The sequence below is a fragment of the Pseudomonas sp. XP1 genome (assembly GCF_053557675.1).
On record NZ_JBNRIJ010000015.1, the window covers coordinates 1 to 9,072 of the forward strand.

Consider the following 9,072-nt stretch of genomic DNA (forward strand, 5'->3'; position numbering starts at 1 on the left):
CCCACAGGTGCACCACAGGTTTCCGGGTTTGTGGTACCCCTGTGGGAGCTGGCTTGCCGGCGATAGGGCCAGTGCAGGCAAGCACCATTCATTTTGAAACATTCGTCCCAATGCGATGTGTGACCCATCGACCGGCCATCTCGTCTCTGACTGACACTGCGCGAGGTGCCCATGCACGATCCGTTTGAAGAATCCCTGCGCGACCTGCTCAAGGCGTCACCCTCCGGCAATGACCGGGACGACCGGGACGACGCCGCTTGCCTGGGCCGCGTGCTGAAAACCGCCAACCGCCAGGTTGGCGCAGGTGATCTGTTCAGCCTGCTTGGCCGCTGGAGCCAGGCGCTGCTGATCGCCGTGAACAATGGCGCGGCGCATGTTGCGCCGGTGCGTCGACACTCTTCCCGCAACGCTGCCAACGGCAGCAAAGCAGATAAGGCCGATTGAATATGGAACTCGATCTCTGGACCCAGAGCCTGGTCACCGCCATGACTGCCCTTTGGACCAAGGTAGCGAACTTCATCCCCAACCTGTTCGGCGCGCTGGTCGTGGTGCTGCTCGGTTTCGTGGTGGCCAAGCTGCTCGACACGCTGCTGTCCAAACTGCTGGCCAAGTTCGGCCTGGACCGCCTCATGGCCGGCACCGGCCTGACCAAGATGCTTGGCCGGGTCGGCATCCAGGTGCCGATCTCCACCTTGATCGGCAAGATCGTCTACTGGTTCGTGCTGCTCATCTTCCTGGTGTCGGCCGCCGAGTCGCTGGGCCTGGAGCGAGTCTCGGCAACCCTCGACATGCTTGCCCTGTACCTGCCGAAGGTGTTCGGCGCAGCCCTGGTGCTGCTGGCCGGCGTGCTGCTGGCGCAAGTGGCCAACGGCCTGGTGCGCGGCGCTGCCGAAGGCATCGGCCTGGAATACTCGGCAGGCCTGGGGCGTATCACCCAGGGCCTGGTGATCATCATCAGTATCTCGGTGGCCATCAGCCAGCTGGAGGTGAAAACCGACCTACTGAACCATGTGATCGTGATCGGGCTGATTACCGTTGGTCTGGCCGTTGCGCTGGCAATGGGCCTGGGCAGCCGCGAAATCGCCGGGCAGATCCTGGCCGGCATCTACGTGCGCGAGCTGTACCAGGTGGGCCAGCAGGTGCGAATTGGCGAGGTCGAAGGGCACATCGAGGAGATCGGTACGGTCAAGACGACGCTGCTGACCGATGATGGCGAACTGGTTTCGCTGTCCAATCGTGAGCTGCTTGAACAGCGAGTCAATAGCCGCTAACCGCACAAAGCTGTTAATGTATGCCGCCGCGAAAATCGACCCACGGGGTCGCGCGGCGACATTGACCTGACTGTCGGCCAGATCCGTTTTGAATAAAGTTCATTCGCCGCCCATGCGTTATGACCCCCGCGAGCTCACCGACGAAGAGTTGGTGGCGCGTTCGCATGAGGAGCTGTACCACGTTACCCGCGCCTATGAGGAGCTCATGCGGCGCTACCAACGGACCCTGTTCAACGTCTGTGCGCGTTATCTGGGGAACGACCGTGACGCGGACGATGTCTGTCAGGAAGTCATGCTGAAAGTGCTGTACGGGCTGAAGAACTTCGAGGGTAAGTCCAAGTTCAAGACCTGGCTCTACAGCATCACCTACAACGAATGCATTACCCAGTACCGCAAGGAGCGCCGTAAACGTCGGTTGATGGATGCCTTGAGTCTGGACCCTGTGGAAGAGGCGTCCGAGGACAAGGCTCCGAAGCCGGAAGAAAAAGGCGGGCTGGACAAATGGCTGGTGCATGTGAACCCGATTGACCGGGAAATCCTGGTGCTGCGTTTTGTCGCAGAGCTGGAATTTCAGGAAATTGCCGACATCATGCACATGGGCCTGAGCGCGACAAAAATGCGCTACAAGCGCGCGCTAGACAAGCTTCGGGAGAAATTTGCCGGCCTCGATGAAACTTAGTGGCGTGCAAATATCTCTAACGAACCGGCGAGTTCTGCTAGACTTGCCGTCGAGTTGTCCCCCTTGTTTGTGGTGGGACTGCTTAACTATCACCAGATGGGGATTTAACGGATGAAATTGAAAAACACCTTGGGCTTGGCCATTGGCTCGCTCGTCGCTGCTACTTCGTTCGGCGTTCTGGCTCAAGGCCAAGGCGCTGTGGAAATCGAAGGCAACGTTACCAAGCAGTACTACGACAGCGAACGTAACTTCAAGAACGACGGCACCAATCCTGGTGTTCGCCTGGGCTACTTCCTGACCGACGACGTTTCCCTGGACCTCGGCTACAACGAGACCCACAACGCTCGTGGTGAAGTCTTCAACAAAGACATCAAAGGTTCCAAAGCCAAGCTCGACGCTACCTACCACTTCGGTACCGTTGGCGACGCTCTGCGTCCGTACGTTTCCGCCGGTTTCGCTCACGAGAGCCTGGGCCAGGCCACTCGTAGCGGCCGCGACCACTCCACCTTCGCCAACGTCGGCGCTGGCGCCAAGTGGTACATCACCGACATGTTCTTCGCCCGTGCCGGCGTAGAAGCCATGTACAACATCGACAACGGCAACACCGAGTGGGGTCCGACCGTTGGTGTTGGTCTGAACTTCGGCGGTAGCCCGAAGCAAGCTGAAGTCGCTCCGGCTCCAGTTGCCGAAGTGTGCTCCGACTCCGACAACGACGGCGTTTGCGACAACGTCGACAAGTGCCCTGACACCCCGGCCAACGTTACCGTTGACGCTGATGGCTGCCCGGCTGTTGCCGAAGTCGTTCGCGTTGAGCTGGACGTCAAGTTCGACTTCGACAAGTCGGTCGTCAAGCCAAACAGCTACGGCGACATCAAGAACCTGGCTGACTTCATGAAGCAGTACCCACAGACCACCACCACCGTGGAAGGTCACACTGACTCCGTCGGCCCAGACGCTTACAACCAGAAGCTGTCCGAGCGTCGTGCCAACGCTGTCAAGCAGGTCCTGACCCAGCAGTACGGCGTGGAATCCAGCCGTGTTGACTCGGTTGGCTACGGCGAAACCCGTCCGGTTGCCGACAACGCCACCGAAGAAGGCCGCGCTATCAACCGTCGCGTTGAAGCTCAGGTAGAAGCCCAGGCCAAGTAATTGGTTTGAAGCTTCATGAAAAACCCGGCCTCGGCCGGGTTTTTCTTTGCCTGTTTCTTGGGTTTGTGTGCCCCTTGTGGGAGCGGCCTTGTGTCGCGAAAGGGGCGCGTAGCGGCCCCAGTTTTTCAGCTTCGTCGCAGGTATTGCCGGGGCTGCTGTGCAGCCCTTTCGCGACACAAGGCCGCTCCCACAAAGGCCGGCGCAGGCAGCGCATCATCCGGCAATTGCCACAAGATCCTGCTCCCCCTGTTCCCCAACCACCTCCCCAATCACCAATATCGCCGGGCTACGCAAGCCAAACCCCCGCGCATCCTCGACCATCCCCCGCACATCGCTCCTGCACTCCCGCTGCTGCGGCAACGAGGCATTTTCGATCATCGCCACTGGCGTCGCCGGTGCCATGCCCCCGTCGAGCAACCCTTGGCGTACCTGCTCCAGCCTGGCCACGCCCATGTACACCACCAGCGTCGTCCCGCCCTGGGCCAAGGCCGCCCAGTTCAGTTCGCTGTCGTCCTGGGTATGTGCCGTCACCAGTGTCACGCCCCGGCTCACACCTCGTGAGGTCAGGGAAATACCGCATTGCGTGGCGCCAGCCAGGCCGGCGGTGATGCCGTTGACCACTTCCACCTCGATGCCATGCCTTTGCAGCCACAGCGCCTCTTCACCACCACGGCCGAAGATGCACGGGTCGCCGCCCTTGAGCCGCACCACGCAGCGTCCTTGCCGCGCATGGCGCAGCATCAGGCGCTGGATGAAGGCCTGCGGCGTGGAGCGGCAGCCGCCGCGCTTGCCCACGGCAATCACCCGAGCCTGTGGGCAATGCTCCAGCACCGCCGGGTTGACCAGGTCGTCGATCATCACCACAGCGGCTCGCTGCATGGCGCGCACGGCCTTGAGGGTGAGCAGCTCGGGATCACCAGGGCCAGCACCAACCAGCCAGACTTTCGCATTCATCAGGGTTTCCTCATCGGCAGGGTGCGTTCAGCCCTTGAGCAGGGTGAGCAGCAATATCAGGTTGAACAGCAAGGACAGCAGGGCCAGGGTGCGCCAGACCTTCAACGGTTCGCGCTCCAGCAGCGGCCGTGGCCGGCTGGGCAGTTCCTGGCGGTCGCCACGCTCGAGCAGCAGCAACCAGTGTTCGGCGGTTTCGAAGCGCTGCGCCGGGTCGGCTGCCAGTGCCTGCTGCAGGTTGTGCTGCAGCCATTCCGGCAGGTCGGGACGGTAGCGCGCGGCGTTGACCGGCTGGCCGAAGCGCGGGCGCTGGAAGGCCTCCACTTCGCCGTAGGGGTAATGCCCGGTCAGCAGGTGGTACAGCGTCACGCCTACTGCATAAAGGTCCTGGCGTGGGCTGGGCGGTTGGCCGTCGAACGCTTCCGGGGCAATGTATGACGGCGTGCCTGGCAACTCGTGCAGTGGGTCTTCCGACAGGCCCGGGCAGTAGGCCAGGCCAAAGTCCAGCAGGCGCAGTTGGCCATCGCTGCCCAGGTGCAGGTTCTCTGGCTTGATGTCGCGGTGCAGCAGGTTGCGCCGGTGCAGTACACCGACCGCCTGCAGCAGCTGCCGGGCCAGCTCCAGCCACTGCGGCATGGGTAGCGGGCCGTGCTCGGCCAGCAGCGCTGCCAGGCTCTGGCCGGGGTATTCGCGCATCACGTAGTACAGGTGCTGGCGCTGGCCGGCGGTGTGCAGCTCGGGGAAGTGCCGGCCAGCGACCCGGCGCAGGAACCATTCTTCCAGCAACAGCCCTTGCGCCGCGCCGGGCTCCTGCTCGCGTGCTGTGGGCAGGGTCTTCAGCAGCCAGGCTCGGCCCTGGCCATCGCGCACCCGGTACAGCAACGACTGGCGGCTGTGCGAAAGCAGCTTTTCGGCTTGCCAGCCATCGATTACCTGGCCTTCACGCAGCGGGCCGGGCACTGGCCATTGCTGCAGTTGCGCCAAGGTATCGCCCAGGTTGGCCGTGCCCAGTTGCTCGACCTGCACCAGCAAGGCACTGGCGTTGTCCTGGCTGCCGTTCAGGTGCGCGCTGGCGACCAGGGTGTCGACGGCCAGTTGCAGGTCAGGTTGCTCGCGCAGCACCGCCTGGATGTGCTGGTCGCCCAGGCTGGCCCATACGCCATCGCTCAACAGCAGGAAGCTCTCGCCTGGCTGCAGCTCACCTTCCAGATAATCCACCAGCAGGTGCTGGTCCAGCCCCAGCGCGCGCTTCAGCACATGCTGCATGCCGGGCTGGTCCCATACGTGGTCTTCGCTCAGGCATTGCAGGCGCCCAGCGTGCCAGCGGTACACGCGGCAATCACCCACGTGGGCCAGGGTAAAGCGCCGGCCACGCAGCACCAGCGCGCTGAGAGTGGTCAGCAGTGGCTGGCCACTGCCTTGGGCACGCAACCAGCGGTTCTGCGCCAGCAGCAGGCGGTCGAGGGCCTGGGCCACGCTCCAGGTCGCGGGAGTGGCATAGTAGTCCAGGGCCAGCGCCTGCAGGCTGGCACGGGCTGCCAGGCCGCCATCGGCACATTGGCTGACGCCGTCGGCGAGGGCGAACAGGTAGCCTTTGCTGGCGGCCAGCTCCGGCGCCGGGGTAACCAGGCGCAGGGCGTCCTGGTTTTCCTCGCGCGGCCCGGTGGCGCTGGCCTGGGCAAAGTTCAGTTGCAGGCTCATGGCTGTAACCTCAGACCCGTGCCGCGGTAACCGCAGCCGAGCCCCAGGTGGTGCGCCAGCGCTGTTTAACGCCGTGCAGGCCGAACCAGGCCAGCAAGCCCAGGCTGGCGAACAGCCACAGCCCCAGCTGGTAGTCACCGGTGTACTGCTTGATGGTTCCCAGCCCGGCGGCCAGCAGGAAGCCTCCAATGCCGCCGGCCATGCCGATCAGCCCGGTCATCACGCCGATCTCCTGGCGGAAGCGTTGCGGTACCAGCTGGAACACCGCGCCATTGCCGGCCCCGAGGCCGAGCATGGCGCTGACGAACAGGGCCAGTGCGGCGGCAGCGCTGGGCAGATTGAAGCCGACTGCTGCGATGCAGATGGCCGCCACGCTGTACATGCCCAGCAGGGTGCGGATGCCGCCGAAGCGGTCGGCCAGCGCGCCGCCGAGCGGGCGCATCAGGCTACCGGCGAACACGCAGGCAGCGGTGTAGTAGCCAGCCGTGACCGGGCTCAGGCCATACTGGTCGCTGAAGTAGCCGGGCAGGGCGCTGGCAAGGCCGATGAAGCCGCCGAAGGTGACGCTGTAGAAGAACATGAACCACCAGCTGTCACGGTCACCCAGGGCCTTGAGGTAGTCGGCCATCGCTTTTGGCTTGGGCCGCTGCGGAGCATTGCGTGCCAGCAGGGCGAACACCAACAGGGCCAGCGACAGCGGGACCAGCGCGAAGCCGAACACATTGTTCCAGCCAAAGCCCGCAGCCAGCGCCGGGGCCAGCAGGGCGGCGAACACCGTGCCGGAGTTGCCGGCACCGGCAATGCCCATGGCTTTACCTTGGTGCTGTGGCGGGTACCACTGCGAGGCCAGCGGCAGTGACACGGCGAACGAAGCGCCGGCAAAGCCGAGGAACACGCCCAGCAGCAGCGCTTGTTCATAGCTGTGCACGCCCAGGTGCCAGGCAGCGGCGAGGGCGACGATGACCACCACCTGGCCGATCAGCCCGGCGGTCTTGGGCGACAGGCGGTCGACCAGCACGCCCATGGCAAAGCGCAAGATCGCCCCGGCCAGGATCGGCGTGGCCACCATCAGGCCCCGTTGTTGTGCACTCAGCTGCAGATCGGCGGCAATCTGCACCGCCAGTGGGCCAAGCAGGTACCAGACCATGAAGCTGAGGTCGAAGTACAGGAACGCGGCGAACAGCGTGGGCACATGCCCGGATTTCCAGAAGCTGGTACTCATCGAACACCTCACTCGGCAATGCAACGGAACGAAAAAGACGCCGCTACCCGCTCCACGCAGGTGGAGGGGAGAGCGACGTCTTTGTCGGGATCAAGTTGGCAACCGCCGTTGGCTACCGGTGATATTCGTTCAGCAAGAGATGGGCCAACTCTGAGAAGTTGCAGTCCCCTTGTAGGAGCGCGTGAAGGAGGTTGCTAGCCCAGCATCTCGTGCATGGCAATGATCTGTTCGGCCACCTGGATAAGTTTCTGCTGCCGGCTCATGGCCTGGCGGCGCATCAGGGTGTAGGCCTCTTCTTCGTTACAGTCCTTCATCTTCATCAGCAAACCCTTGGCCTGCTCGATGCGCTTGCGCTCGGCCAGTTGCTGGTCGCGAGCAAGCAGTTGCGCCTTCAGTGCCTGGTCGCTTTCGAAGCGGGCCATGGCCACGTCCAGGATCGGTTGCAGCCGCGCGGCATGGATGCCTTCGACAATGTAGGCGCTGACCCCTGCCTGGATCGCCTGGCGCATCACCCCGGGGTCGTGCTCGTCGGTGAACAGCACGATCGGCCGCGGCTGGTCGCGGCTGACCAGGACAACCTGTTCCATCACATCGCGGTCCGGTGAGTCGGTATCGATCAGCACCACGTCCGGGCGCACCGTTTCGACGCAGGCGGGCAGGTCGATGGTCAGGCCTGGGGCTTCGATGACCTCGAAGCCGGCCTCGCTCAAGGCGGCCTTGAGGCGGCCGAGTTTGTTCTGGGTGTCGTCGATCAGCAGGATGCGCAACATGGATGGTTCCCCTCACGCGCCGACACGGGCATCGGGCAGGTTGCCCAGGGCATGCAGACTGAAACTGCGGGCATAACCGTAGGGGTCGCTGCCGTCCCAGCGGCTGCCATCGATCAGCAGGCTGCTACGCATCGGCTGCTCGGGGCAGGCCACGCCGAGGCTTCGGGCCGCCTCGCCATACAGTGCCAGTTGCTGGACCTCGCGGGCTACGCCGAGGTAGTCGGGGTCATCGCGCAGCAGGCCCCAGCGGCGGAACTGGGTCATGAACCACATGCCGTCGGACAGGTACGGCAGGTTGGCCCGGCCATGGTCGTGCAGGCGCAGGGCGTGGGGGTCTTGCCAGTGGTTGCCCAGGCCATCGTGGTAGCTGCCGAGCAGGCGCGGTTCGATACTTGCCTGGGGGGTGTCCAGGTAGGCGCTGCCGCTGAGCAGTTGCGCGGTGCTGCGGCGGTTTTCCGGGCTTTGCTCGATGAAGCGGCTGGCCGCCAGGACCGCCTTGATCAGCGCGCGGGCGCTGTTGGGGTATTGCTCGACAAAGCCGCGGGCGCAGGCCAGGACCTTTTCCGGGTGGTCCGGCCAGATCGATTGGCTGGTGGCCAAGGTGAAGCCCTGGCCGTTGGCCACGGCATCGGCAGCCCAGGGTTCACCCACGCAGAAACCGTCGATGCGCCCGGCCTGGATATGTGCGGCCATCTGCGCCGGTGGCACCACCACGCTGTCGACGTCGCGCAGTGGGTGGATGCCCTGGCTGGCCAGCCAGTAATACAGCCACATGGCGTGAGTGCCGGTGGGGAAGGTCTGGGCGAAGGTGAGGCGTGCGCCATGCTGGTGCACCAGGCGCGCCAATGCTTCAGGGTTGGTCACCCCTTTGCTCTGCAAGGCCGGGGACAGGTTTATGGCCTGGGCGTTCTGGTTCAGCCCCATGAGCACGGCCATGGCGCTGGCCGGTACACCGCCAATGCCCAGGTGCACGGCGTAGACCAGGCCATACAGGCAGTGCGCGGCATCCAGCTCGCCGCTGACCAGCTTGTCGCGCAACCCGGCCCAGGAGCCCTGGCGCTTGAGGTTGAGGGTGAGGCCGTGTTGCTGGGCGAAGCCCTGGGTGGCGGCGACTACCACCGAGGCGCAGTCGGTCAGGGCCATGTAGCCGATGTTCAGGCAGGGCTTCTCCGGCGCGTCACTGCCGTTGACCCAGGCCAGGGGCGTTGCTCGGGGTACAGTGTTCACAAGGTTCCTCGCCCATACTGATAAGGCTGTGGGCTTTTCCGGTGCAACCGATGTGCCATCTGGCAGCATCCCTGTGGAGCAACTGCCTTGTGCCGCCTGCAT

9 protein-coding genes are annotated in these 9,072 nt (G+C 64.1%); 4 read left to right on the forward strand and 5 right to left on the reverse strand.

Annotated elements, in window-relative coordinates; all coding sequences use genetic code 11:
• The first annotated feature begins 171 nt into the window (after window positions 1-171).
• The 4 genes from ACK1U9_RS14845 (at window position 172) to ACK1U9_RS14860 (ending at window position 3,099) form a co-directional block, all read left to right on the forward strand.
• Window positions 172-444, forward strand: coding sequence for a hypothetical protein (locus ACK1U9_RS14845; protein WP_004376140.1), 273 nt, complete (start codon window positions 172-174; stop codon window positions 442-444).
• 2 nt (window positions 445-446) lie between these two features.
• Entirely contained in the window at window positions 447-1,271 is an 825-nt protein-coding gene (locus ACK1U9_RS14850) for a mechanosensitive ion channel family protein (protein ID WP_004376138.1), read from the forward strand.
• Window positions 1,272-1,383: 112 nt separating this feature from the next.
• Entirely contained in the window at window positions 1,384-1,950 is a 567-nt protein-coding gene (sigX, locus tag ACK1U9_RS14855) for an RNA polymerase sigma factor SigX (protein ID WP_003248665.1), read from the forward strand.
• Between the two features lie 111 nt (window positions 1,951-2,061).
• Window positions 2,062-3,099, forward strand: coding sequence for an OmpA family protein (locus ACK1U9_RS14860; RefSeq protein ID WP_046616285.1), 1,038 nt, complete (start codon window positions 2,062-2,064; stop codon window positions 3,097-3,099).
• Between the two features lie 213 nt (window positions 3,100-3,312).
• Here the strand turns inward: ACK1U9_RS14860 and cobA are convergent, their stop codons facing one another.
• From cobA to ACK1U9_RS14885, 5 genes are all read right to left on the reverse strand, one after another.
• Complete coding sequence (gene cobA / locus ACK1U9_RS14865; protein ID WP_046616284.1) at window positions 3,313-4,053, reverse strand: uroporphyrinogen-III C-methyltransferase; 741 nt, start codon at window positions 4,051-4,053, stop codon at window positions 3,313-3,315.
• A 27-nt stretch (window positions 4,054-4,080) separates the two neighbouring features.
• Window positions 4,081-5,751 (reverse strand): bifunctional protein-serine/threonine kinase/phosphatase, encoded by a 1,671-nt coding sequence (locus ACK1U9_RS14870; RefSeq protein ID WP_046616283.1) that lies wholly within the window; start codon window positions 5,749-5,751, stop codon window positions 4,081-4,083.
• 10 nt (window positions 5,752-5,761) lie between these two features.
• Window positions 5,762-6,973 (reverse strand): nitrate/nitrite transporter, encoded by a 1,212-nt coding sequence (locus ACK1U9_RS14875; RefSeq protein ID WP_085601514.1) that lies wholly within the window; start codon window positions 6,971-6,973, stop codon window positions 5,762-5,764.
• Window positions 6,974-7,167: 194 nt separating this feature from the next.
• Window positions 7,168-7,743: an ANTAR domain-containing response regulator gene (locus ACK1U9_RS14880; protein ID WP_046616281.1), complete on the reverse strand. Its 576-nt coding sequence runs from the start codon at window positions 7,741-7,743 to the stop codon at window positions 7,168-7,170.
• A gap of 12 nt (window positions 7,744-7,755) precedes the next feature.
• On the reverse strand, window positions 7,756-8,970 hold the full coding sequence (locus ACK1U9_RS14885; protein ID WP_449109981.1) for a CmpA/NrtA family ABC transporter substrate-binding protein: 1,215 nt from the start codon (window positions 8,968-8,970) through the stop codon (window positions 7,756-7,758).
• Window positions 8,971-9,072 lie beyond the last annotated feature (102 nt).

What these genes read in the sequence shown, in the direction of transcription:
- ACK1U9_RS14845 (WP_004376140.1), top strand. Translation starts at nt 172, where the DNA reads ATGCACGATCCGTTTGAAGAATCCCTGCGCGACCTGCTCAAGGCGTCA.
- ACK1U9_RS14850 (WP_004376138.1), top strand. Translation starts at nt 447, where the DNA reads ATGGAACTCGATCTCTGGACCCAGAGCCTGGTCACCGCCATGACTGCC.
- sigX (WP_003248665.1), top strand. Translation starts at nt 1,384, where the DNA reads ATGCGTTATGACCCCCGCGAGCTCACCGACGAAGAGTTGGTGGCGCGT.
- ACK1U9_RS14860 (WP_046616285.1), top strand. Translation starts at nt 2,062, where the DNA reads ATGAAATTGAAAAACACCTTGGGCTTGGCCATTGGCTCGCTCGTCGCT.
- cobA (WP_046616284.1), bottom strand. Translation starts at nt 4,053, where the DNA reads ATGAATGCGAAAGTCTGGCTGGTTGGTGCTGGCCCTGGTGATCCCGAG.
- ACK1U9_RS14870 (WP_046616283.1), bottom strand. Translation starts at nt 5,751, where the DNA reads ATGAGCCTGCAACTGAACTTTGCCCAGGCCAGCGCCACCGGGCCGCGC.
- ACK1U9_RS14875 (WP_085601514.1), bottom strand. Translation starts at nt 6,973, where the DNA reads ATGAGTACCAGCTTCTGGAAATCCGGGCATGTGCCCACGCTGTTCGCC.
- ACK1U9_RS14880 (WP_046616281.1), bottom strand. Translation starts at nt 7,743, where the DNA reads ATGTTGCGCATCCTGCTGATCGACGACACCCAGAACAAACTCGGCCGC.